The organism is Neobacillus niacini, from assembly GCF_046591715.1.
In the GTDB taxonomy this organism is placed as follows: domain Bacteria; phylum Bacillota; class Bacilli; order Bacillales; family Cytobacillaceae; genus Neobacillus; species Neobacillus niacini_L.
The window spans coordinates 80,040-104,684 of sequence record NZ_JAWVNQ010000007.1 but is presented as its reverse complement, the minus strand read 5'-3'; the positions used below and the strand labels follow the sequence as shown (position 1 = coordinate 104,684).

At 41.0% G+C, this 24,645-nt stretch carries 19 protein-coding genes; 16 read left to right on the top strand and 3 right to left on the bottom strand.

Annotated elements, in window-relative coordinates; all coding sequences use genetic code 11:
• Positions 1–415: 415 nt before the first annotated feature.
• From yidA to SFC47_RS17405, 13 genes are all read left to right on the top strand, one after another.
• Positions 416–1,228 (top strand): sugar-phosphatase, encoded by an 813-nt coding sequence (gene yidA, locus SFC47_RS17465; RefSeq protein ID WP_411255588.1) that lies wholly within the window; start codon positions 416–418, stop codon positions 1,226–1,228.
• A 179-nt stretch (positions 1,229–1,407) separates the two neighbouring features.
• A complete protein-coding gene (locus tag SFC47_RS17460) occupies positions 1,408–1,773 on the top strand; it encodes a VOC family protein (RefSeq protein ID WP_411255681.1) in 366 nt (121 codons plus the stop codon).
• Positions 1,774–1,897: 124 nt separating this feature from the next.
• Entirely contained in the window at positions 1,898–2,197 is a 300-nt protein-coding gene (locus SFC47_RS17455; protein WP_411255587.1) for a hypothetical protein, read from the top strand.
• Between the two features lie 148 nt (positions 2,198–2,345).
• Positions 2,346–2,522 (top strand): hypothetical protein, encoded by a 177-nt coding sequence (locus SFC47_RS17450; protein ID WP_411255586.1) that lies wholly within the window; start codon positions 2,346–2,348, stop codon positions 2,520–2,522.
• A gap of 677 nt (positions 2,523–3,199) precedes the next feature.
• Positions 3,200–7,255, top strand: coding sequence for a S8 family serine peptidase (locus tag SFC47_RS17445; RefSeq protein WP_411255585.1), 4,056 nt, complete (start codon positions 3,200–3,202; stop codon positions 7,253–7,255).
• A gap of 326 nt (positions 7,256–7,581) precedes the next feature.
• Positions 7,582–8,154 (top strand): hypothetical protein, encoded by a 573-nt coding sequence (locus SFC47_RS17440; RefSeq protein WP_411255584.1) that lies wholly within the window; start codon positions 7,582–7,584, stop codon positions 8,152–8,154.
• A 12-nt stretch (positions 8,155–8,166) separates the two neighbouring features.
• Entirely contained in the window at positions 8,167–8,766 is a 600-nt protein-coding gene (locus tag SFC47_RS17435; protein ID WP_411255583.1) for a D-glycero-alpha-D-manno-heptose-1,7-bisphosphate 7-phosphatase, read from the top strand.
• An 879-nt stretch (positions 8,767–9,645) separates the two neighbouring features.
• A complete protein-coding gene (locus tag SFC47_RS17430; protein ID WP_411255582.1) occupies positions 9,646–12,711 on the top strand; it encodes a S8 family serine peptidase in 3,066 nt (1,021 codons plus the stop codon).
• A 110-nt stretch (positions 12,712–12,821) separates the two neighbouring features.
• On the top strand, positions 12,822–13,376 hold the full coding sequence (locus tag SFC47_RS17425; RefSeq protein ID WP_411255581.1) for a hypothetical protein: 555 nt from the start codon (positions 12,822–12,824) through the stop codon (positions 13,374–13,376).
• Positions 13,377–13,609: 233 nt separating this feature from the next.
• Positions 13,610–14,698 (top strand): endospore germination permease, encoded by a 1,089-nt coding sequence (locus SFC47_RS17420; RefSeq protein ID WP_411255580.1) that lies wholly within the window; start codon positions 13,610–13,612, stop codon positions 14,696–14,698.
• Positions 14,695–16,107 (top strand): spore germination protein, encoded by a 1,413-nt coding sequence (locus SFC47_RS17415; RefSeq protein WP_411255579.1) that lies wholly within the window; start codon positions 14,695–14,697, stop codon positions 16,105–16,107. The genes SFC47_RS17420 and SFC47_RS17415 overlap by 4 nt, the downstream gene beginning before the upstream one ends.
• The gene (locus SFC47_RS17410; RefSeq protein ID WP_411255578.1) at positions 16,108–17,262 is read left to right on the top strand and encodes a Ger(x)C family spore germination protein; all 1,155 of its coding nucleotides are present in this window, start codon (positions 16,108–16,110) and stop codon (positions 17,260–17,262) included. It abuts the gene before it with no gap.
• Positions 17,263–18,260: 998 nt separating this feature from the next.
• Positions 18,261–18,833: an HD domain-containing protein gene (locus SFC47_RS17405; RefSeq protein WP_411255577.1), complete on the top strand. Its 573-nt coding sequence runs from the start codon at positions 18,261–18,263 to the stop codon at positions 18,831–18,833.
• 240 nt (positions 18,834–19,073) lie between these two features.
• Here the strand turns inward: SFC47_RS17405 and SFC47_RS17400 are convergent, their stop codons facing one another.
• Positions 19,074–19,964: a hypothetical protein gene (locus SFC47_RS17400; RefSeq protein WP_411255576.1), complete on the bottom strand. Its 891-nt coding sequence runs from the start codon at positions 19,962–19,964 to the stop codon at positions 19,074–19,076.
• Between the two features lie 201 nt (positions 19,965–20,165).
• On the opposite strand from SFC47_RS17400, the gene SFC47_RS17395 reads away from it, so the two are divergent.
• Entirely contained in the window at positions 20,166–20,831 is a 666-nt protein-coding gene (locus tag SFC47_RS17395) for a hypothetical protein (RefSeq protein WP_411255575.1), read from the top strand.
• A gap of 293 nt (positions 20,832–21,124) precedes the next feature.
• Here SFC47_RS17395 and SFC47_RS17390 read toward each other — a convergent pair whose 3' ends face one another.
• Positions 21,125–21,331, bottom strand: a complete 207-nt coding sequence (locus SFC47_RS17390) for a hypothetical protein (protein ID WP_411255574.1) — start codon at positions 21,329–21,331, stop codon at positions 21,125–21,127.
• Between the two features lie 433 nt (positions 21,332–21,764).
• Here SFC47_RS17390 and SFC47_RS17385 point away from each other — a divergent pair, with 433 nt between their 5' ends.
• Positions 21,765–22,697, top strand: coding sequence for an ABC transporter ATP-binding protein (locus tag SFC47_RS17385; RefSeq protein WP_411255573.1), 933 nt, complete (start codon positions 21,765–21,767; stop codon positions 22,695–22,697).
• Positions 22,690–23,634 (top strand): ABC transporter permease, encoded by a 945-nt coding sequence (locus tag SFC47_RS17380; protein ID WP_411255572.1) that lies wholly within the window; start codon positions 22,690–22,692, stop codon positions 23,632–23,634. The genes SFC47_RS17385 and SFC47_RS17380 overlap by 8 nt, the downstream gene beginning before the upstream one ends.
• A 60-nt stretch (positions 23,635–23,694) precedes the next feature.
• On the opposite strand, the gene SFC47_RS17375 is transcribed toward SFC47_RS17380, so the two are convergent.
• Positions 23,695–24,411, bottom strand: a complete 717-nt coding sequence (locus SFC47_RS17375; RefSeq protein WP_411255571.1) for a 3-ketoacyl-ACP reductase — start codon at positions 24,409–24,411, stop codon at positions 23,695–23,697.
• Between the last annotated feature and the right edge of the window lie 234 nt (positions 24,412–24,645).

Below are 24,645 nucleotides of genomic sequence, written 5' to 3'. Positions count from 1 at the left end.
AAAGTATATATCCCACTTTTGAAACACCCCTTATTTTATTGTAATGGAACGCCTATCCTTCTTTGATTTTTACATGAGATTGATAGTTTGTTGGATTGCAAAATATTGATAAGATTCGGTGCAGGTGAGTAGTGTGGTTGCCATGATGCTGGTATATTTCTTTTGTTAGCAAAGAGGGAATATACATGGAAACATACCATGATATTACTGAGAAGTAGCTTAGGCTGCGGAAGAGAAGTATTAAAATCAAATTTATTTTTTAATATATGGTAATTATATACAGTAGATACCGTTTTTACAATTTAATTCCAAATTGATTGTCATTGTAAACCTCCCGCCGTTCTGGATTATTACTGCAGCTTCTTGTAGTATAGTTATAAGATTTACTTACAACTAGAATGTAGGAGGACCAGATTTGTATAAATTAATTGCAATCGATATTGATGGAACGTTGATGAATGATCGAAAAGAAATTACGAAAGAAGTAAATGACGCCATTCAAGCTGCGAAAGCAAAAGGCGTGAAGGTGGTCATCTGTACAGGGAGGCCAATCGCTGGTGTCCGGTCGATTATAGAGGAATTGAAATTAAATGATGAAGACGACTTTGTGGTGACCTTTAATGGTGCTCTTGTACAAAATACATACTCTAAGGATGTAGAATCCCAAATTACCTTAAATTATAATGACTTAAAAGAAATACATGATTTAAGTCTAAAGTTGAATTCACCGCTCCATTTCTTTGATACGGAAAATCTTTATACGCCTAATCGAAAGATAAGCACGTATACCATTCATGAAGCCCATATTAACAAAATTCCTCTTAATTATCTGCCAATTGATGAAGTGCCTAAGGACATGCTAATTTCGAAAGTCATGTACATTGACGAACCTGAACGTTTAAATGCTACTATTGCAAATATACCTGAGTTTTTCTGGGACAAATATACGTTTGTTAAAAGTACTCCGTTCTTTTTAGAAATCCTTGACCCACGTGTCAGTAAAGGAAATGCGATAAAACAACTTGCTGAAAAACTTTCGATTAAACAGGAAGAGGTCATTTGCATCGGCGATGGCGAAAATGATTTAAGCATGATTGAGTATGCCGGCTGTGGAGTAGCAATGGCCAATGCAGTATCTGTTGTAAAAGAGGTTGCTCAGTTCCAGACATTGTCTAATAATGAAAATGGAGTAGCATATGCTATTGAGAAATTAGTATTGGGGACGTAGGGACGGTTCTGCTGGTCTTTTTTTCTTCGGGTTTCTTAGTAGATAAGGATTTTTAGGTGTGGCAACGGTTAAGAAAAATATTGTCTGTGGTTTGTGTTTGGCAGTTAATTGGGGTGACCGTGGGAACCGTCCCTATGGACACTTTGGCAATTTAATTTTAGGAGGAATGCATTGTGAAGATGGAACATGTGGGAATTATGGTGAAGGATATGGACGAGTCTTTAGCGTTTTATCAAAACATCCTTGGTTTAGAGTTAAGACATAGAGAGTGGATCAGTGACAGTGTGGAGCTTGCCTTTTTATTTTTTCCAGAGCAGCCGAGTGTGGAGGTTGAACTTGTCTACGGCGGCGGCCCGGTTGAAAATCAAGGAATCGTGAACCACTTGGCTTTTACGGTTGAAAACATTGAAGCTGAACTTGTACGCTTTAAAGAAGCAGGCGTCAAATTAGTAGATGAAGAACCTAGAAGCGTTTTAGGTGGTACGGTAAAAATCGCCTTTTTCCAAGGTCCAAATGGTGAGAAGCTAGAATTAGTAGAAAGATAAGTGTATATAGCAAAATGAAAAAGAGTGGCAATTGCAATCACTAAGCTGAGTAAGTGAGTGGTTCGCCGCTCTTTTTTTGAATTGCGTTTTTGGGCCATAGCATGCTGCATAAAAGGAAGAGTGTATGATGAAGAGGTATTTGATAATAAATATCCTGTTACTCCCAACCTATATTTCTACTATCATAGCAGGGACAATGGGGTTATCTACTTTTGAGACGAAACATCAAATATTAACTGTCGGTTTACTCCCAGCTGCGGTTATGAGCATTCTAATAAGTGGATTAATGAACGGGATGATTTATTTAGGTCAAAGAAAGCATGGAGACTCCAAAGAAAACAAGCGCACATTCCGAACATGTGCCTCCATCATAGCAGTCCTATATTTCATAGGTTTATTGATTACTACCTTTAGTATGTATTAAAGGGAACCGTGGGGACGGTTCCTTCGGTTTTTTGAGAACCTTTTTCTCTTTAGTTTCGACTTTGTTTTCACAACTTTTTAGAAAGAAAGATTGATTTATAAGTGTTATTCCCAAGGTTTAATCAATCGATTGATTAACTTTCATGCTGTTGGAATTAGTCGGAGATTGTCATGGAAGCAGTATTTTGACGGTCTTTGGAGAATCAGCGAAAAAAACACTGCCATTCCTCGACAATAAATTTCCCGGAAAATATCAAAAAGTTCTTTTTCTAATAGGGTTTGTAATCTTTTTAATCAATCGTTTGTGTAATGAAGAAACAGCATGAATGGTGTATAAGTTTGTTATATTTTCATGGAAATGCTCATAATTTTGCATTTAAGACTTTTACCGATTTAAACTGCCTCCTAGTTCGACAATATTATTATTAGGAAATCTCCTAAACACCTTTATTGGCAAGAAAATATCTGGTTTTAATCAAACGTTTGATTGGATAGGTTTCGATGCGTAAATGTCGAAGTTTGTTTTTTAGCATGAATGTTTATTCCGTGTACATGGGTGGTGCCTGTCATTATGAGGCGCCTTTTTGTATGGGAAGACTCTTTTAATAAGTCCCCGTGTAGTTGAAAGAAAAACCCCCGACTTCAGTTTACCTGCCGTATCAGTTTGTATGGAAAACCCCGATTATATTGATATTAATTACTCATTTACGTGATAGTGGTCATTTATTTAGGTTTCTTTGAGAGATAGCGATTGAACGGATATTGTGACCAGGAGAACCGTCCCCGTGGTCACCCGCGGTCACGACTGAACTAACAGGGTGACCAGGAGAACCGTCCCCGTGGTCCCCGCGGTCACGACTGAACGGACAGGGTGACCAAGAGAACCGTCCCCACGGTCACTTTGGATTAGGAAATAACCCCAACAGGAGAATTTGCTGTTTTGTCTAAATCTATCGTCGAGTGGTAAAAAAAGCCACAAACCGAATAGATGGAGGAGAACTGTGTGAAGAAGATAAAGAAGTCTAAAAAGATCGGTCGAAGGTTATCGGTCATGGCGTTGTCGGGGGTATTGGCCATGACTGGAGCTCCGCTTATGTCACAGCCGGAGGTCTCTGTGAAAGCTGCTTCCAGCTTAACGTCTAAGGATGTTTTAGCATCCTTAACACCTGAACAAAGAAGGGCTATTCAAGAGGTAACCGCTTCGTCAGACAGTACAGGTATTCAGATACCTTCAAGTGTTGATCTAACTAGTAACAAAGAGATTTCTATCTTGGTAGAGTTTAAAAACCATGTGCCTAAAACTGCAATCATAGCTAGTAAGTTAAAAGGGGAACAGCTTTCCTATAGTGAAGCAAAAGCTAAGGTAGATAAGGAGCATGACACATTTAAAGAAGACATTGAAAAATTAAACGTAAAAGCAACCATCAAAGGGAGCTATAAAGAGGTCTTTAACGGTGTTGCTATGACCCTTCCAGCTTCAAAGGTTCAAACACTATTAAAATCAAATGTTGTGAAAAGTGTCTGGGAAAACAAGATAGTAGAGTTCATTCAACCTGTTTCGAGTGAAGAAACGAACGGAGGGCCAGTGTATTCCGGCGTGCATCCTCATGGTATGACAGGTGTAGACAAGCTTCATGAAAAGGGTTTAACCGGGACAGGCGTGAAGGTAGCTGTATTGGATACGGGAATCGATTATAACCATCCAGACTTAAAGGGAGCGTATCAGGGTGGATACGATTTTGTCGATGAGGATGGAGACCCAATGGAAACCAGCTATGAGGACTGGGCAGCTTCTGGGTTACCGCAGTTTAACGGGTCATCACCGTATTATACAGCCCACGGAACACATGTATCGGGAATTATTGCGGGTCAAGGTGAAAGTGACTCACCACTTACGGTAAAAGGGGTAGCACCTGATGCTGACCTTTATGTATATCGGGTGCTTGGTCCTTATGGGAATGGAACAACGGAAGATATCCTCCAAGGAATAGAGGCAGCGGTGAAAGAAAAAATGGATGTGATCAATTTATCGCTTGGAAATATCCTAAATGATCCGTTATCACCGCTATCGGCAGCGATTAACAATGCGGTCATTGCAGGAGTAACTTCGGTGCTTGCGGCAGGAAACGCCGGTCCCGGATTGTATTCTGTCGGGTCGCCAGCATCCTCTGCTTTAGCGATTACGGTCGGTTCAACGAATACAGAAGTGAGTTACCCTCATTTTACCGGAGCGTTTAGGTCAGCAAGTTTAAATCAGGATTTAGAACTTCGATATTCTACAAGCGGTTTAGGGATTAATCTTAGCGAATGGAAGGATATCACGCTGCCGATTGTCGATGTGGGAATGGGCTTAGATGCTGATTATGAAGGCCGTGATGTCCAGGATAAGATTGTTTTGATGACGACAGGCGGAACGAGCAGGATATTTGAGAAAGTCGAGATCGCGAAGAAAAAGGGTGCAAAGGCCGTTTTCGTTTATTCACCTTATCCAGGATTTATTGGAGATACATGGATTGAAGATCCAAAATTCATTCCAACTTACATTGTCGAGGGAACGACAGGGAAAAAGTTAACACAACTGCTTAAAACAGAAGAAGCTACGTTTACATTTAACGCAGTAAATAAACAAATCATTACAAAAGACGATACACTGTCCTCCTTTAGTTCCAGCGGTCCTGCGCGTTTAACGTATGATATTAAACCGGAGATTGTGGCTCCAGGTGCTGGGATTTTATCCACTGTACCAAAATACAATAGCCAAGTAGAGGATTATAAAGATTCGTACGCGAAGTTTTCTGGAACTTCCATGGCAACACCGCATATCTCTGGAGTTGCAGCGTTATTAAAACAAGCAGATCCGAAAAGCACTCCTGATGAAATTAAAGCAGCACTTATGAATACGGGAGATGACCTTGTACCGAATTACAGTGTCTATGACCTAGGGGCAGGCAGAGTAGATGCTCTTGAAGCTGTGGAGGCCGCCACTCGGATTCAAGTTGTAGACCAAACACCTCACCTCCATAATGGTAAGGAAAAAGAGATTAAGGATTTAACAGGTGCATTGAGTTTCGGAACAAAATTTGTCACAGGCTCTGATATTCAAGATGAAAAAGAAGTGTCTATTGAAAACCTGACAAATGAAGCGAAAGCATTCAAAGTGGATGTATCCTTCAACATCAATGCAAGAGGCTCTAGAGACGGAGAACTAAACGGTGTAAAGCTTACTGCACCTGAAAAAATTGAGCTAAAAGCCAAAGGAAAAACTACAACCAATGTATCCTTGCTGATCCCAGATTCAGCACAAAACGGTATTTACGAGGGCTATGTGACTTTTACGAATCAGGAAAATGAAAAAGAAGTTTATCAAGTGCCATTTGCAGTTCGAAAGGTGAAAGAGGGCGTGGATTATCTAGAGATTTCCAATACTTTTTCAACGATTCGAGAAAACGGATTTGGAAAAATTGCTAATATTACCGGCAGGTTTGCGTTAAACTCACATATGAAAAACATTGATATCTTCTTGGTTGATGCTGCCCAGGATAAAGAGATTGGATTTGTCGGGAACATTGATGGAAGGTTCGTACAAGAAGGAGCCATCGTCTACCTAAACGGCTCTTTTGATGGGAATTATCACCCTCTAACCGAAAATACAAACCAGCCGATTGCTTATGAAACCAAAGTTGCACCAGCTGGGGCATACAAGCTGAAATATGTATTCACCGATGACAGCGGTAAAGAAACGATCATCGAAAAACCTGTACTGATTGATAACCAAATACCTCAATTAAAAACGAACATCACAGAACGTATTATAGAGGTAGATCCGTCACAAACCATGGTAGAAGTAAGCGGCCATATAGAAGATCAGCAGATTCAAATGGCAAAGGAACTGGGGATAGATGTAACCCAAGGATCAAACAATGTTTCCTACAAATCTGTCAACAGTTTTCCACAAAATCTTCCAGTTGGTGAAAATGGTGATTTTACCCTTAAGCAATTCTTTCCTAGCTATGTAAAAGTGCTGCCTGTTCGCTTGACGGGAAGTGATCGAGCAGGTCTTGATTCTGTACAGGAGGAATTCTTCTATGTGAAATCTGGTACACCATATCTAGCAACTGTGCCGAATCGTACTGAAACAAAAACGGGTGAATCTGTTCAATTTACAACCAGTCTTCATCATGTAGCGCCTTGGAAAGAGTTAACCTTTAGCTATACGTATAATAAAGAGGTGCTGGATGTAAAAGGGATCAATCTTGTTGACGCATTAAAAAACAAAGCAGAGCTTAATATAGAGGAAACGTCCTCTGGTATGAAGGTGACGCTGAAATCAAAAGATGGCTCTGAAATCGTTACAGACGGATTGTTCACCATTGATACCGAAGTGAAAAATGATCAATTTTTTAGTAATTATTTAGATATAAAGGCAAGCGGAGCGAAGATTACAAAAGGTGATGGCTCAACGGTTTCAGTTGAAGGGATTTCTCCAAGCTTAAAGGTATGGTCAGATACCTCTGAAATAACAGCCGATATTAATGGAGAAGCTGTCTTCTTCCGGGATGGGTTTGGTAAATTACTTACTACTCATATCGATTATAAAAAGGTAGGGGCAATCATAAAAGCAGTGGACCAAAGCGGGAAAGAGTATCCAGCGGAAATCATAAACGATGGGAGATTTAAAATTTCAGGCCTTCCATCGACACAGGAAATACTCAAATTGCATTTCGACGTTCCAGGGCATTTCTCAGTAGTAAAGGAATTCCAAGTCGGCCGTGAAACGGACTATGGCGAGCAGAAGTTCGTGAAGTTTTTCCCAGCATGGGCAGGGGATGCAAACCATGACCAGCTGATTGATATTCGAGATGCCCTTTACCTTCAAGAACATTGGGGTTCAAGCGACCGACAAGGAGACATGAACTTCGACGGCATCATTGATATGAAGGACATGGAATATATTAAAAACCACTATCTTCAAGTTAATCCTACCATAGAGGTGAAAGATAAACCTCAGGATAAGGATAGAGGGAGAACTTTGGATGATATACTTGGTGAACTAAGGTAAGTTCGTGACCATGGGGACGGTTCTGCCGGTCTTTTTCTCTTGATTAAGACCATGCAGGCTGTTTCTGTGGTTTTTTTATTTCTAAGTTCCTAGTAAATCAAAATCTTGGTTAGGTTTGCGGTAAGCACTATAAGTTAACGGGTGGTTCATTAAACGATTCTATTGTTTGGATTAATTACCGGTGACCAGGAGAACCGTCCCTGCGGTCACGCCGATGACCAAGAGAACCGTCCCCACGGTCACCCACGGTCACTAGAATCTACTAATTATTTACCAAATATGGTAATCTTAAAAAAAGATAAAATGATTACGGTGGGGTAGTTGGAATGAATATTGAGGCTTTAGAAGTTGAAGACGAGATTGAAGATGAGATTGAGGTAAATCATTCGGATGTAGATAGGCAAATCCTGCATTACCAAGCTTTACGTGAGGATGTTCGAACGGAGATTAAGACGAGGATTCAGCAGCGAGATAACTTTTCGACACAATTTATAACAGCGCTTGGAGCGATTGTCGCGGTTGCCTTTGCGAAAGATGGGTTTGAGAAGGTGATTTTAATTGCGCCGTTAATCGTGATTTACTATACGATGCAGATTATGTACAGCTATCGTGTTCACGATATTTTGGCCCGTTATTTACGAGAAGAAATTGAACCTACTCTCACAAGGCTGTGTAAGGGCAATCCCGAGCATGAGTGGGAGAGATATTATAAGAAGAATGCGAAACCGGGAATTCGCAGGAAGTTTTTTATTTATGTGATGTGGATGGTGAGCGTTGGGATTTTAGCCTATTACATGAATGTAACGTCCATCAAGAATACCACGGCCATTGCAGCGGGGATCATCTATTTGGCTGCGATGCTTTGGGTAACTTTTACCTTCAAACGGGATATCAAGTAAGAGGAGAATACAATGAGAGATTATCCAGAACATCCAAAGACTGGCTGGAAAAGGGCCGTTTTTTTAGACCGTGATGGGACGATTAATGTCGATACCCATTACCCGCATAAAATAGAAGATTTAGAGATTTATCCTGAAGCCTTAAAGGGAATGCAGATTCTAGCTAAACTGCCAGCGGATTTAATTGTGATTACCAATCAGTCTGGAATTGCCTTAGAGCTTTATGAAGAGAGAGAGATGTCTGCTTTTAATTCTGAGCTGAGGAAACAGCTGGATGAAGCAGGTTCAAGGGTTGATGCGATCTATTATTGTCCTCATTTTGAGAAGAAGAATCCGCAATATAATGAGGAAACGAAGTGTGATTGCTGTAAACCACTGCCAGGGCTGGTACTCGAAGCGGCAGAGGATTTCCAACTTGATCTAACGAAGTGCTTTTTTATTGGGGATAAAACCTCGGACATCGCAGCAGGACAAGTGGCTGGATGCAAAACGATTTTGGTGTTAACCGGAAAAGCCGGCAAGGAAGACGACCGAGTACCTGTTACTCCTGATTATGTTGTTGCTGATTTGTTTGAAGCGGCTTTGATTGTTGAAAGGGAGATGTTGGGGTAACGTATGAAAACGTGGTAGAGTCCAGTGGCTTTGGTAATTACAAAATCAGAGATATATGAACGGAAAAAAGGAGCCCTAGGCTCCTTTTTAAGTAGATTTACTGCTTTTTCCACATCTGATGCATTTACTAGTGTAATAATTGTACTTGTGTCGTCTGCGAATGATACAAAGTATGGATTTCAAACTCAAATAGATCAACTCCCTTTGAATTTTACAGCGGTAAATCAAATATCTTATATAGTAAAATATTAACATTTATTTGATTTTTCTGAAAGTGAAGTTTTACCTACTTTGAGAAATTATGAACATAGGTGACCATAGGGACGGTTCTAGTGGTCTTTTTAGTGACCAAGAGAACCGTCCCTATGGTCACTTGAAATTATATTAATATATTTTAACGAAAGGGTACTATTTCTTATAATGGCGCCTTTTTTTTGTTGGAAAGGAAGACAACAGACCCTATTAATATGGTCTGCATTGGAAACGTGCCTAACGTATAAATTCAGTATTAACAAGCGTTTAACGCACGTTAACTCACGGTTAACATTACCATGATTCAAAATTCTGCTCTTATTCTAGGTCAATCTCACTAAAATATTACCCCTAAATTTTTACATAGGAAAATCAATGGATTAGCCATAATTAATATACTAATAAAATTTGAGAACTGCTCAATAATCACTCCTAAACTTACAAGTTTAACTAGACCACCAATTTTGTTGTGTGTTGCTTTACATAGGAATCATCATGTATGGGCTTTAACAAGGTTAGTCTACTTAATCAGGAGTAAAACGGAGCGGTTACAAATTAGAAAGCAGGTGGTCTATTAAACTCACAAAAGCAAGGAGAAAAAGAAAATGACAAAGGGGAGTTGGAGAAATGGAAAGGAAAAGACAGGGACGTATTATACTTCAGTGGGTTTTGTGCGCATTGTTGGTGCTGGCTGCCTTCTTACCGCAGGTGGCTTTTGCTGTAGAAACGACTTCATCACCAATGGTTAGTAAAACGCAGACAATCATACCGGCGGAAAAAATTAATGCGAAGGTAAAGGATTCTTTTTCAAAGAAAGATAGAGTTACCTTTCTGATCAAGCTAGCAGATCAAGTCAACACGCCAAAGGTAGCTGCCGAGGCGGAGAAGAAAGCTAAGGCGCTAAAACACACGCCTGCCAAAACGGAATTGATGAAGCGTTCTGCGGTTGTCTCTCATCTCAGAAATAAGGCGGATGAAACGCAGGGGAATTTGGTTTCTTATCTTCAAGAACAGAAACAAAAGGGGAATGTAAGTGATTTCGAATCTTTTTATATCGTGAATGCAATGGCGATTACGGCGACAGAAGAGGTTATGAATGAAATCGCATCTTTCCCGGAAGTAGCCAAGGTTCTTCCGAATGAAACGCGTCAGTTGATTACGCCGGATGCAACGGAAACTGCTACTGCGGTTACTACTGAAGCTGCACCAAATACTGAAGCAGAGCCGAATGCCGAAGTGATTGAATGGGGCGTTCAGAAGGTAGGCGCACCTGCACTTTGGGAACAGGGTATTGATGGCGGCGGTATTGTAATTGCCAGCCTTGATACTGGGGTTAAGTGGGATCACCCGGCACTCAAGGAAAAATATCTGGGTTACGATCCTGCCAATCCTGATGCTGTCAACCATGAGATGAATTGGTTTGATGCGGTGTCGGGAATCACCACTCCTTATGATGATCAAGGACATGGAACACATACCATTGGAACGATGGTTGGTGCCACTCCTGATGGCACAGCGAAAATCGGGGTTGCTCCTGGTGCTAAGTTTATTGCGGTAAAAGCGTTCAGGCCTGGAGTCGGCGCAACGGATGTTGATTTGTTAGAAGCGGGAGAATGGATTTTGGCGCCTAAAGATGCCTCAGGTACGCCGCATCCAGAGAAGGCTCCTGATATCGTCAACAACTCTTGGGGCGGCGGTGCCGGACTCGATGAATTTTATCGTCCGATGGTTCAGAGCTGGAGAGCAGCTGACATCTTTCCGGTGTTCTCTGCAGGAAATACGGGGCCAATCGGAACTGTTTCAACACCAGCTAATTACCCAGAATCCTTTGCAGTAGGGGCGATGGATGTTAATGATCGACTGGCTGGTTTCTCTTCCCGAGGACCTGGTCCATTTAAGGATGAACTGAAACCAAACATTGCGGCTCCTGGCGTAGGTGTTCGTTCTTCGATGCCGAATGGTGCATATGGGACGATGAACGGGACATCAATGGCGGCACCTCATGTGTCCGGTGTAGCTGCGCTCCTGCAGCAGGTAGCACCGCAGATGACGATTGAACAAATCGAGGAAGTTCTCATGCATACGGCTAAGCCAATGACGGATACCGTCTATACCACTTCACCAAACTTCGGTTTTGGGCATGGATTAGTCAATGCAGTTAAGGCGATTGATTCATATAAAAATGGACTAGGCACCGTAAAGGGTATGGTGGTGAATGAGGAAGATGGGACTCCTGTCTTTAAGGCTTCTGTTACAGCACTTGAAATTAACCGTGCAGCTGTTACAAAGGCTGATGGCAGTTACAGTTTGTATGTTCCGGTCGGAACCTACACCATAAAGGTGGAAGCGTACGGTTATTACCCAACGACTCAGACTGTTGAGATTACAAGGGATGGTACCGTAATCGGGAATATTAGCTTGAAGCCGCTGCCAAGGGGTACGTTTAAAGGTAAATTGCTAAATTCCCAAACCAAGCAGCCGATTGCAAATGCCACTCTGTCCTTAATCGAAGATCCGGCGGTACTGCCTGTAAAGACTGATAATGAAGGTAATTACAGTATTACTGCTATTGAAGGTACTTACACTCTTCATATGGCTACCGCTCATTACAAATTGAAAGAGCAAAGTATTACGTTTGCCGGGGTTCAAACCGTTAACCTTGAGATGGATCCATTCGTGGGCTTCCCAGGAGAAATTAAGTATGACGATGGAACTTCTGAGCTGGGTTCAGGTTGGGGCGTAAGTGGCAGCGGTTTTGCAGTTAAGGTATCGCTGCCGGAAGGACAAACTTCGGGCATGCTGTCTAAAGCATTGATTCATTTCTTTAAAAACTCGTTCACGGCTGTTGGCCAAAATTACGAAGTAGCCGTGTACAGTGCGAACTCCTATGGTGTTCCTGATAAAAAAATTGCCGGGCCTGTTTCGGCGAAAGTTACACAGGTTGGAGATTGGAACGAAGTGGACCTAAGCGATCTGGGTATAACCCTTACAGGTGATTTCTATCTGGTATACCTTCAAACTGAAGTAGGTGACAGCATTCCATATGTGTCCTTTGATGGCGATGGAATCAACTATAATCGTTCATGGGTGTACAATGGCGGAATTTTTTCACAGACGTCTGCCAGAATGCTAGGAAACGTCATGATGCGTGCGGTTGTCGATTTTGAAGCAGGACCACCTACCATCACGAATCCTGCAGATGGAAGCTTTACCAATCAATCCACGATTACCGTAGAGGGACAAGGTGCCGTTGGAAATCAGATTAATATCTTCAATGGAACTGAAAAAGCGGCGACTGGTTCGATTGATGGAAAGGGTCAGTATCGTGTGGAGGTGCCTTTAAAAGCTGGTGAAAACACACTTTCTGCGACGGTTTCAAATTCTGTTGGGTCTACAGGTTCTTCAGCTTCAGTCAAAGTAATCCTGGACCAAACAAAACCAACGCTTAAGTTAACCAGTCCAAGCAACCTCAATAAGAAGTACGGCAAATCTGTTGTGGTGGAAGGGACTGCGGCGGATACGTATCTAGACACCGTACTCATTAACGGAAAAGCCGCAGACTTAAACGAAGATGGCAGCTTTGCATACGCCGCCTTATTGAAAAATGGATCAAATCTATTAAAGATAGAGGCCTATGACAAAGCTGGGAACGTTACAGTACAAGAGATTGTGGTGAAATCTAGCGGGAAGTGACCGTGGGGACGGTTCTCGTGGTCCCAGAAAAAAATGTGGGGGAGGTTTTCCTGGCCTGGACTAGTCCAAAAAGCCAGGAGGACCTTCCCCTGTTGATGAGGTGGGGAAATATGAGAAGAATACTTTTTGGTTTTTTGGCTGCTTTTTTAATATTTTTGGCTGCCTGTAATGCAGAAGAGCCTGTTAATAATCAGTCTACAAGGGAAAAAGCTTCCGTGAATGTTGAAGGTGATTCAAAGAAAGAACCTGTTGAGGAAATCAAGGATTCAGAAGAAAAACCAACAGTCGATACCGAAAAAGATATTACGGAAGAAAGTAAAGAAAGCCAAGCGGAAGAAACATCACCACTTACGATCGAAAAAATACAAGAAATTATTGACTACCACGGTCTTGGAGAAGGTGACCAATTAACAAATGTTTCTTTGGAAAGTGGAGAAATAACAGCGACGATTGATTTAGCTCCAAATGAACAATTTCCGGCTAAAGATAAAGCAGTAATTAGGTATAGTTCTTTATCAGATGAATTATTAAAGCATGAAGGTTGGAGCATCCTAACTGTTACATATGCTAATGTAGGTACCATCAGTATGAATCGTAATGAAAAGGAAACAAATGAATTTGGTGATTATTTTCCAACATTGGTTATTGAGGAAAGACTAAAATAAACCACATAATCCGTGGGGACGGTTCTTGTGGACCCTATGGATCCTCCGATGAACTAGTTGGGGCATTACTGGAAAAACAGTAATGCCCTTTTCGTATTTCTGTGAGCAAGAGAACCGTCCCGGTGCCCCGTGGATTGTGACCAGGAGAACCGTCCCCGTGCCCCCCTGCCCCCGCCCCTGTTGCATAGTTTTCGCTAATCGGATGAATAATATGGAAAAAAGGAATTTAGTATATGCAAAATAAGTTAAGGTTTATTTCAATTGTGTATGTCGTTTTACTGGCTGTAGGTTTGTTTGCGCATGTGGAGATTATTCCTTTCTTGTTAAGGACAGCCAAAAGAGATTCTTGGATTAGTATCATCTTAACGATCATCATTTTGCCTTTTTGGATTTACGTTTTATACAAGATTGTTGCAATCGTAAATAAGCGTTCGATCATTCAGCTTTTAAAGGATCATGGGAGCCCGCTTAGTTATTACCTCCTTCTGTTACCATTAGCCATTTACATGGTGATCGATGCTTTTGTGACGGCACAGGATATCATTTATTGGTCCCAATTGAGCTACATGCAGGGATTTAACAGTTTTACACTGGCACTTGTCTTACTTCTTTTCTGTTTGCTTTGTACAGAGTCGGGTCTGTTTTCGATTGGACTCTTAAGCAGTATTCTTTGTCCCATCGTTCTTTTCCTAGGATTCTTTATTTCGTTCGCAAATATGAAGAAAAAGCATTATGAACTGCTATTCCCATTATTTACGGATGGTTATTTACCAACGGCGAAGGGGCTGCTGTATACTTCTTTACCAGTCTTAGAGTTATTTATCATCATTTTTTTAACACCGGTATTACAAAAAGCAGTCTCAAGAAAGCAATTATTCGTTGTAGGGTTGTTTATCATTGGGTTAACGCTGGGACCTGCAATGGCAGCGATTGTTGAGTTTGGCCCTGAACAGGCTTCTTATTATCGATATCCTGCTTATGAGGAGTGGCGCTTGATTACCATTGGGCGTTATTTTTCACATGCGGATTTCTTTGCAATTTATCAGTGGCTTTCAGGTGGAGTGGTCAGAATCAGTTTATTTGTATTCATCGCCTCCCGAATTCTTACGAAAGGGATTACCAATAAAAAAATAGTCAGGGTCCTGTATGGTATTGTTTTTATCGCCTGCATTTATCCATTTGATCAAAGCACATTCTCTACCATAATTTATGGATATTTCAGGCCGTTGACGTTCTTTTTATTAACCATACAAATCTCTATTTTGGCGTTATATATCGTGAAGAATAAACAGAAATGGTCAGGAGGCAGGATTGAATCATGAATGAATTTCTTTTCACTTTTGAAAACCTGCAGAAGCTTTTCAACCATTCATCTGATATTGAAATCAAAGAAGAGCACTCTAAGGGGAAATCTTCAATTTTTGTCTATTGCAAGCCTTTAAGTGATACTAGTCTGATTCCCTCGTTTGTATTGCCTTCTATGGAAACTTCCAGCTCTATTTATCAATCTTTACAGATGGAGATCATGAGCAAAAAGGAAGCTCGTGCTGAAAAAATAGAGGAAGCGATTTTTTCAGGGAAGCTAATGGTGATCCCTCCTGGAGATAAGATTATTTTTTATGATATTAGTAAAACTCCCGCAAGGCAGCCAGATGAGTCGGTGGCAGAGGTATCCGTTCGTGGACCAAAGGATGGATTTGTTGAAGATATCACGATAAACCTTGGACTCGTCCGCAAAAGGCTGCGGACGAAGTCTTTAGTGGTAGAAGATTATACAATTGGCAAAAGAACGAATACAAGAATTTCTCTGCTTTATATAAAGGATATTATTAATGAAGAGATTCTGAGGGATATACAAGGACGTCTTTCGGGTTTAGATATTGATATTCTAACAAGCTCCTCCATGCTGATGGAACATATAATGGACAATAAATTTACGCTTGTTCCTCTCATCGACTATACTGGCAGAGCTGATTTTGTTGTAGAAGCCATCAATCAAGGGCGCTTTGCCATTATCGTGGACGGGGCTCCGACAGCGTTGGTTGCACCATTCGATCTGACTTTTCTTTTTAAGACCCCTGAAGATGAAAATACGAGCTTTTATTATGCTTCATTGGAAAGAACCCTGCGTATTTTCGGTCTATTTACGACGACGTTTCTGCCTGGGTTCTATACGGCACTAATTACCCATAATGTGGGACAATTGCCGCTCCCGCTCATTGCGACGATTACGGTATCGAGATTAGGATTGCCCTTTTCACCATTTATTGAAGTTCTACTCATGCTCGTCATGTTTGAGTTATTTAAAGAAGGCGGGGCGCGCTTGCCGAAGGGAATTGGACAAACCGTTGCTGTTCTTGGAGGCTTAATCATAGGTGATGCAGCCATTCGCGGTGGTATTACTTCGCCAACATGCCTAGTTGTTATTGGAATCACAGCGATTTCGAGCTTTACTCTAGTTAATCAGTCTCTATCAGGCAATATTTTCATTTTAAGAGTATTCGTTCTACTCTTAAGCTACTTTATGGGTATCTATGGATTTTTCATCAGTCTGATGTTCGTTTTTCTCTATTTATCAAGGTTGAAATCCTTTGGTGTTCCTTTATTGGCGGAGATCTCCTCGCCAAAAGGGAGAGATCTACTCTATAGCTTTTTCCGCATTCCGTTTCCATTCATGAAAAAACGGTCTGCATACTTAAATATTAAAGATGGCACAAGATCAGGTGAATAGATGAGGAAATATTTATATGTTTTCTGTATTCTTACTGTGTTAACGGGGTGTACTAAAATTCATGAAATCCAATTTCAAGCCTATGCTGTCGGGATTGGCATTGAGTACGAGAAGGATGAATATCATGTGGTGCTCCAGTTCTTAGATTTTTCAAATGTAGCGAAAACAGAACAGGGGAAAAGTGATCAGCCAAGCCCGATCTGGATTGGCGAAGGAAAAGGAAAGACGGTAGAAGATGCCATCATTAAGATCTATAAAGGCATTCAAATTCCAGTAAATTACGACCAGCTCACCTTATTTGTTTTTGGAAAGTCCGTATTAGAAAACAGGTTAAGAAAAACCGTAGAGGCGTTAGATACGAATTTCAATATCCGCCTGACAGGCTGGGTTTACGGTACAGAGGAGCCGGTAGAGAAGATTTTTACCACGAAGGTTCCGTTTAATTATTCCTACAACAATGCAAGGATTGTTCAGCCGCAATACATGCATCAGCAGGATTCCTCTATTCCAGCTTTGTCGCTGCAGGAACTTGTTTATCAATTACATGAAAAATCAAAAACGATACTCGTTCCAAGTATATCCACGGAAGATACTATCATGAAAATGGATCAAGATAAATTGCCTGTGACTGTTTTTAATGGCGCTTATTTGATGAAAGGGGAAAAACTGAAAGGTCATTTAACAGAGGGTGATCTCACGGGCTTTATACGAGTCAATAACAAATCCGTTCGATCACCTGTCACTGTTCATGGAGGAAAAGAGGAAATTATTCAAATCGAATTATTGAACCCAAAAATGAAGAAAATGGTCAATAAAGACCAAAATAAGATACAAATTGGTTTAGATATTAAAGTCTCTGCTACTGTCAAAGAATCAAGCAAAGGGATACTTGCTCCAAAAATTGAGAAAAAAATTAAAGAACAAATAAGAAAAGAAGTATATGATGCCTATGTAAAAAGTCAAAAAATCGGCGGGGATATTTTTCAATTTGAGGACTATCTGTACCGATTCATGCACGATGATTGGAAATCCCTGCAAACCAGCGGAAAATTCCCCGCTTTAAACAAAAAAGACATCCATGTGCACATCGTCCCACTAAAAAGCATAAACAGAATCAACGCTGGGGTTGATACGCTTATTAATGACTGGAAATGATGAGGTGGGGGCATGGGGGGGGCATGGGGACGGTTCTCGTGGTCACTTTTTACAAAATGCCGGGAGGAATAGTCCCCGCAAAAAATCCACTGTTTCAGAATTTGAAAACAGTGGATTTTTTCTATCCTTAGGATTTCTTATTTAATATCATGCCAAACGTTAAAATCTCATAATTATTTTTAAGAATAAATCCATAATTTTTTTTATGGTCGATTACGATATCTCCATCTAGGTGGCTAATCACCAATGGATCTATTAGAATTGAGATATTATCGACTTTAAAAACCTCTTCATTGTTTACCTGCTCAACCTGAGCAAGTTCGTACGTATACGTGGCCCCTCAGCCAGTAGTACGGATTTGGTTGACTTTAACAGTTGGATTTTCACCCAGTACATTTATAAGCTGCTGCTTTGCGTCAATAGTAAGAGTAACTTTCATTTTTTTCACCTCAATTTATAATACCCTTTCTTTATCAAGTTAATCTAGAAAAAGACATTGTATAAGCTTCCGCTAATGACCCAATGTTGTAATTTAACATTTTCTTCTGGGAATCTTCGACAAAATATTCTCCGGGAAATAGGTGAAGGATTATGTTTTTCATGCGTTTAATGCGCTTTTAATCAAACGTTTGATTCGTACTGCAGCTTGCAGATTGTTGTCAGGACTTGTCTCTATCTGGTTTCTATTATCAGTTTTAACGATTATTTTTAAAATCACCATTTTTTTATGACAAAATTTTGCCTGATAAATTAGAAAAGTTCTACTAACTAAAGGGTTTGAACGCTAACTAATCAAACGTTTGATTAGTATAATGTTTTTTAATTAATCGATTGATTGAAATCGCGTTACATGTTGAAAACAAAGGGTTTGCACGTCCTTAGCAGGATGAAATTTGTCGAGAAGAGGTTATAGTAATAAAGGGTACTAATGTAAAAAAGTGCACTGAATCTTCCATATGAGAGATAATTAATTAAGAACATAGAAAGGAAGTGGACTAATGAATAAGCTTGATCAGGCGATTGAATTTACCGCAAAGGCCCATCGTTCGCAGTACCGGAAGGGCACAGATATTCCCTATATCAGCCATCCCTATGGAGTGGGGATGATTTTAATGAAGGCAAATTGTAAGGAAGAAGTCATCATTGCTGGAATTCTTCATGATACGTTAGAGGATACCGAAACAACGGAACAGGAAATCCTGGATCTTTTCGGTCCGGAGGTGCTGATGATTGTTCAGGGCTGCACGGAACCGAACAAAGACGAGAGCTGGGAAGTCAGAAAGAAGCATACGCATGAATTTTTGAAGGGTGCGGCACTTTCCATTCGAGAGGCTGCCTGTGCGGATAAAATACATAATCTGCGGTCAATCAAAGTTGACCTTCAAACTATGGGAGAAAAAGCCTGGGATAAGTTCAAGCGGGGACGTGAACAGCAAAAGTGGTATTATACTGGGATTGTAGAAAGCCTAGGCCACTCAGGTAATTTTCCGCTGTTGGCTGTCCTGCGAACGGAGGTAGAGGAAGTTTTTGGTGACCGTGGGGACGGTTCTGCCGGTCTTTTTGAAACGTAGTGGTTAGTTGACCAAACACGGAGTCCAGAAAATGAAGAGTCCAAGCAATCCTGGCTTTTTGAAAATATAATAGGGGGTGTTATAAAAACTGCTTGTAAGACGGGAGAGGAAGATTTGGGAGTAAGGATTTGGCAGAAGATGGTGCGAGTATGGGTGAAATTGCTTTTAAGGCGATAGTGACCGTGGGGACGGTTCTATTGGTCATCACAAAAAAAGTGACCAGGAGAACCGTCCCCATGGTCACTCTTTGAACATAGAATAAAAGTCTTCTGGATTTGCGTCTTTTTCATAGTCCATGTCTATCTCGACAAAGTCCCATTCTTTTGCGTTTAATTGATCGGTGGTGATGGGGATATTTTTGTCAGCTAGAAGGTCTTTAATATGTAGGGAGTCTTCTAGGGTATATTTGGAGTAGCTAAAAGGACCAAATTCTTCTGTTTCACCATTTTTTAAGAGAAATACAAATTTCCACTTAAAACTGCTGCCGGAATTTCTGCTAAATCCGTCACTTGTTATATTTCCTTTTAGATTTACTTGTTTGACTTCAGACCATGCAATATTTTCTTTATTACCTAATGTACTAATCAAAAGCCCATCCTGATTAATGGTTTTGTAGTCGTTATGAAGCATGATTGAAATAGTGACCGATAAGGCAAGCGTGATGATAAACGTTGATTTAACGGTTTTCCTGCTTTTCTTCCAACCTGCCACAAAGATGCCTATAAAACACATGAATGCAGCCAGTCCAGCAAACACAGAGGTATAACCCAGCCAATCTACAGATATATTCTGAAAATAAACATCCCCTGGGCTTGATAAACGGTCCAAATTATTAAACCCTATGGTGTCTAGAATATTAAGCAATAAAGGAGTAATAATTGTAATGAGTACATAGATTCGAATACCTGGATGTATGAATAAAGACTTGAAACTAGCGATATTAAACATAAAAGCCTTTTTGCCTTCATATAAGAAGATAGCTAGTAGTAACGGTAAAACGCTAGTTAGTAGATACATTGTAATGATCGGTAAAATGGGTCCGCCATACCCCATTCCTACTGCCGCAGCTCCAAAAATGAGCGAAGTAATAATCAAAAGGAATCCAAAAATTTTTCTAATCTTGCCTATCAACGTTCTGTTCCCCTCTCTAAGTTGTTTGTTAATTATACGGTTTTCTTCTAAAGTGGGAGTCATCTATTAAAAAAACAGTCATAAAGATTGAGTAGTGGAATATAAAAACTGCAACTAATGTACCATTTTCAGGAAAATAGGGAACATTTTCAAAATTGAAACGTTAATTATAGTAGAGATCATTTTGGGAGGTAATAGAAAATGAAACGTGGATTAATTTTGACTACTCTTTTGTTAGTAATGACAGCATGTTCTGCTGAGGATGTTTCAGAGAGTAAGGTAGATACTGCTAATCAATTAGCTCCACAAACTATCACCTTGGGAGAAACCAAAACGATCAAAGAAAATGAAATGATTGCGAGCACTCAAGTTGTAAGTGAGAATGTTGAAACACAGAGTTCGATTTCAAATTCTTATATGACAGGAACCGAAAGTTCATTTTTAGCAGAGAAACCTACTGAATTCCTGGTGAATGAAAAGGTAGAAACACCTGCTGAGGATTTTATTATGATTGAAAATGAGAAATATATGAATATGATGCAAGATGTGAAGTTTCAGGATTGGATCGATGTTGCAGTGAAATATGGGGCAGCCCTTTATGCGATTCCGAATTCTGATGTATTTGCGATTGTGAGAGATGGAGAGGTGCTCGTCGGTATGAGTACCGGAGTGGCAAGTGCAGCGCCAAACCATATCGATGTTCTATGTGACTTGATGGCAGATAAAGGTGAGGATGCAGGAAAGATCATCGAAGGGATTAAACAAGTGACTCAGACGGGTGAGAGTGTTCAATTGGTTGGTCCGGAGGAATTTGGTGATGATTATTCCATTGAAAAGATGGATGAGTGGGTTGTAGTTTCGTGGTAAAAAGACCGTGGGGACGGTTCTCGTGGTCATTTATGACCACGAGAACCGTCCCCAGGTCCCTCCCGCGTCCATCAGAGTTTTTTAGATCCAAATTGGCAGGTATGGTACCGTATTGAACCGGGCACATGCCTGCCATTTTTGCTTTATGCGCTTGTTTTCCTAATATTAGAAATACTCTTCAATTCTCTTCTTTTAACTCCTCGTATGAGCACAGTGCCTCTCCCTAATACATTTCTGGTTGCAGTAATTCGAAAAAGCTCTCATAGGAATGCAGTCTATTTGTATAAACACTTTTAGTTTGAAGGTTTCTTTGAGTTCGAATGATAATGCTGCTTGTGCTTTTTGAGATAGCCTTCCGGATCCATCTGTAAAGCTCGCAATTTTTTTAAGTATTCTACCTCTAAACGCAAAAGTTCATTTTCTCTTTCTAACTTTTGTTTATATGTCATTTCGCTCTCTTTTGCTTGTTTGACTTTTTTATTCTTAGCAGTGTCAGACATGGATGGCCGTCCTCTCGGTTTTTTCAGGGATTCACCATCCTCTAGGAGTGCTTTTTTCCATAAGGAGATAAAAGTAGGGAGGGTTGTTATCCCAAAATGAAGGGGGCTGCTTCGTTTCGGAAGGGCCTATTCTTATTATAAAGATTAATACATCCAGCTTTAATTTAACAGAATAACATTTTTTAGGCTTATTATCCAACAATCCTTTTTTTTTTCAAACCTCTCGAAAATTTTCACTCTGAATTTCGGAGGGCGGTACATTCTTGTGGTTTGAAATGACCACAAGAACCGTCCCCGTGGTCACCTTGGATATTATCGTCTAAACGATAAGGATGTAATTAAATACAATAATATTTTATTGTAAAACAATAAAAAATGTGTTAAATTCATTTTGGCAATAAAAATAATTAAATTTATAAAAAGGGGTACATGTATGAACAACGAACCTATCATCAGCTTACGTAATGTTACCAAAGTGATTGGTCGGACTACCATTATCGATGACCTTACATTTGATGTACCAAAAGGCGAAATATTTGGTTTCTTAGGTCCGAACGGAGCTGGAAAGACGACCACTATCCGCATGATTGTTGGACTGATGTCAATTACCAAGGGGCAAGTCCTGATTAAGGGGAGAAATATCAAAACGGAATTTGAGCAAGCGATCCGCCATGTCGGCGCCATCGTGGAAAGCCCGGAAATGTACAAATATCTAACTGGATACCAGAACCTTATTCATTACGCTCGAATGGTGCCAGGGGTATCCAGGGAGCGGATTGACGAAGTGGTGTCGCTGGTTAAGCTAGAAGACCGCATTCACGACAAAGTCAAAAAGTACTCTCTTGGCATGCGCCAGCGTCTAGGAGTGGCCCAGGCACTGCTGCACCGGCCGTCGCTGCTCATTCTCGATGAGCCGACAAACGGTCTGGACCCGGCGGGAATTCGCGAGCTGCGCGATTATTTGCGGCATTTGACTCGTACGGAAGGAATCAGTGTGGTTGTCTCCAGCCATCTACTATCCGAGATGGAGCTTATGTGTGACCGTGTAGCTATCCTGCAGCGCGGCAAGCTGGTTGAGGTAATGCCGATTCAGGAATTTACCCGAGGGAACGATCGAACACAAACATATCAAATCCAAGCACAGCCGCCGGAGAAGGCGTTGGCGGCCATTAGTGAGATGGACGGGGTTGTGGAAGTCAAACTTATTCAGGATGGACTCGTTGAAGTTACAACCGAGAGGGAACGCATCCCTGAAATTTTAGTTGGTCTAATGGAGAACCATATTCGGATCTATGGTGTCCAGATGGTTAGCCAGACTCTAGAAGAACGATTCTTGGAAATTACGGGGGGAAGACAAATTGGTTAATCTAGTACTCAATGAAAATATGAAGATCTACCGGCGGGTACGAACCTGGATTCTGGTTGGACTTATGGCTGCTTTAATACTATTTGTTAACATTATCGAATGGCACTCCGGTGGCAAAAAGGCGGAAGGCGAGGGCTGGAGGACAGAACTGCAGCAGCAGAATCAGCAATATAGCGAAATTCTGAAGCAGCCAGAGCTGGGTAATGATGACCGAGCGTATTTTGAGCAGCAGCTTGCAGTCAACGAATATCACTTGGAGGAGAATATTCGCTCCACAGACGGTACCATGTGGGATGGCGTGAACGGTTCGGCCAATCTGATGATTGTTATTACCATTTTTACTATCATCATAGCAGGCGACAGTCTGGCAGGGGAATTTTCAACCGGCACAATTAAGCTGCTCTTGATCAGACCAGCTAGCAGGGTCAAAATTCTCGTTTCCAAGTATATCTCTTTTCTGATGTTCGGTATGTTGCTGCTCCTCACACTATTTGTCCTATCCATTCTCGTAAACGGAATTTTATACGGTTTTGGTTATATGGATTTACAGTTGATCAGTATGAATGGAGAAGGGGAAATCATCGAAAGGAATATGGTCCTTAATTTGTGGAAAACTTATATGCTTAATGGAATATCTACGGTCATGTACGTAACCATGGCCTTTACAATTTCGTCCGCTTTTCGGAGCAGTGCCATGGCAATCGGGTTTTCGATCGGCGCCCTGTTCGCAGGTAATATTGTCCTGGAAGCCCTGCAGCGTTTTGAATGGAGTAAGTACCTGTTATTCGCCAACACGGATCTCACCCAGTATTTAGCTGGACGTCCTTTCCAAGAGGGAATGACCTTGTCCTTTTCTATAGGCGTGCTCGTAATTTATTTCTTAGTATTCAACTTGATTTCTTGGCTTCTCTTTACACGCAGGGATGTTGCGGCTTAAGAAAAGACCGTGGGGACGGTTCTCGTGGTCATGACCACGAGAACCGTCCCCACGTCCCCTTTATGGATTCGTTGACCAGAGCCCTGCCGTTTTTAGGACAACTCTTGGATGTAGCTTTAATCCTGAGACAATCAGGTCGGCTAAATCTTCCGGATGCATTACTTTTTCAGCATCTCCTGTAATCAGATTTGTATCATAGGCTAAGTCTGTGGCGACTGTGCTTGGTGTTAGTGCGGTCACACGGATATTGTGTTTTCTTACTTCTAGCATGAGCGATTCTGACAGCCCTAGGACTGCGAATTTGGATGCACTATAGGCACTTGTAACGGGAGCGCCTTTTTGCCCTGCTGAGGAAGAAATGTTGATGATATCACCGGATTTCCTCTCAATCATTCCCGGTAAGACCGCTCTTGTAACATTGTAAACTCCCATTACGTTCACTCGGATAATGTTTTCCCACTCTTCAGGGGATAACTCTAAAAAGCCGCCAAATTTAGCAATCCCTGCGTTGTTAATTAAAATATCGATAGATTCTAGGTCTGATTGTATATGTTCAACCGCATGTTGAACGGACGTTAAATCTGCGACATCGGCGGCAGCTGCAGAAATATTAACATCATAGGCTTCTAACTCAGCCGCCACTTTTTCTAGATTAGACATATTTAATCCAATTAAGCCAAGATTGACGCCTTCTTTGGCTAAAGCAATTGCCGTTGCACGGCCAATTCCTCTGCCAGCTCCCGTAATAATCGCGTTTTTACCTTTTAATGGAATCATCTGTACACTCCTAATGTTTAATATGTAGTAGTCTTCCATCTGACATATGTATTCTCTCCATATCTTTCAAAAACATATTTCCATTAAGTGGGAAAGACCAGAGGGACGGTTCTCTTGGTCATTTATGACCACGAGAACCGTCCCCGCGTCCCACAACGGTGAATAGAAAGGCAAAAAATGGTGCATATAATAACAGTTGTGATACGATTACAAAGGTTAATACATATGAAATGT

Bases quoted from the DNA above. Each gene is read 5' to 3' on its own strand.
- SFC47_RS17460 (WP_411255681.1), top strand. From the start codon at position 1,408: ATGGAACATGTGGGAATTATGGTGAAGGATATGGACGAGTCTTTAGCG.
- SFC47_RS17425 (WP_411255581.1), top strand. From the start codon at position 12,822: ATGAGAAGAATACTTTTTGGTTTTTTGGCTGCTTTTTTAATATTTTTG.
- SFC47_RS17440 (WP_411255584.1), top strand. From the start codon at position 7,582: ATGAATATTGAGGCTTTAGAAGTTGAAGACGAGATTGAAGATGAGATT.
- SFC47_RS17455 (WP_411255587.1), top strand. From the start codon at position 1,898: ATGATGAAGAGGTATTTGATAATAAATATCCTGTTACTCCCAACCTAT.
- SFC47_RS17410 (WP_411255578.1), top strand. From the start codon at position 16,108: ATGAGGAAATATTTATATGTTTTCTGTATTCTTACTGTGTTAACGGGG.
- SFC47_RS17385 (WP_411255573.1), top strand. From the start codon at position 21,765: ATGAACAACGAACCTATCATCAGCTTACGTAATGTTACCAAAGTGATT.
- SFC47_RS17420 (WP_411255580.1), top strand. From the start codon at position 13,610: ATGCAAAATAAGTTAAGGTTTATTTCAATTGTGTATGTCGTTTTACTG.
- SFC47_RS17395 (WP_411255575.1), top strand. From the start codon at position 20,166: ATGAAACGTGGATTAATTTTGACTACTCTTTTGTTAGTAATGACAGCA.
- SFC47_RS17405 (WP_411255577.1), top strand. From the start codon at position 18,261: ATGAATAAGCTTGATCAGGCGATTGAATTTACCGCAAAGGCCCATCGT.
- SFC47_RS17430 (WP_411255582.1), top strand. From the start codon at position 9,646: ATGGAAAGGAAAAGACAGGGACGTATTATACTTCAGTGGGTTTTGTGC.
- SFC47_RS17390 (WP_411255574.1), bottom strand. From the start codon at position 21,331: ATGTCTGACACTGCTAAGAATAAAAAAGTCAAACAAGCAAAAGAGAGC.
- SFC47_RS17375 (WP_411255571.1), bottom strand. From the start codon at position 24,411: ATGATTCCATTAAAAGGTAAAAACGCGATTATTACGGGAGCTGGCAGA.
- SFC47_RS17415 (WP_411255579.1), top strand. From the start codon at position 14,695: ATGAATGAATTTCTTTTCACTTTTGAAAACCTGCAGAAGCTTTTCAAC.
- SFC47_RS17435 (WP_411255583.1), top strand. From the start codon at position 8,167: ATGAGAGATTATCCAGAACATCCAAAGACTGGCTGGAAAAGGGCCGTT.